1 protein-coding gene is annotated in these 269 nt (G+C 48.0%); it reads right to left on the bottom strand.

Annotated elements, in window-relative coordinates; translation table 11 throughout:
• Positions 1 to 269 (bottom strand): hypothetical protein (locus SB765_RS30040; RefSeq protein ID WP_410932550.1); only part of this gene is annotated, 269 nt, incomplete at both ends.

Raw genomic sequence — 269 nt, 5'->3', positions numbered from 1 at the left:
GCCGTCGGCCACGGGATTTCCGAGGTCATCAACTATTTCAACATAGTTATAATCATCAACCAGATAATGCTCGACACCCTGCAATGGCGGAGACTGGTAGCCAATCTGCGCACCGTCATTGGCCGCCAGAATACTGTGAAACGTCTTAATACCCAGCGTCTCGATCAACCATTTTTTGCGGTGTTCAGGCCACAGTGCCCCACCATAAATTACTTTTTCAATATGGAACTGTGGGTCGATTTGTTTTGCCTGTGACAGAAGCGTGTCAA

Source organism: Pseudomonas sp. SIMBA_067 (assembly GCF_046534675.1).
GTDB lineage: Bacteria > Pseudomonadota > Gammaproteobacteria > Pseudomonadales > Pseudomonadaceae > Aquipseudomonas > Aquipseudomonas putida.
Note: the sequence above shows the minus strand (reverse complement) of the source record. Positions and strands in the feature narration are given on the sequence as shown.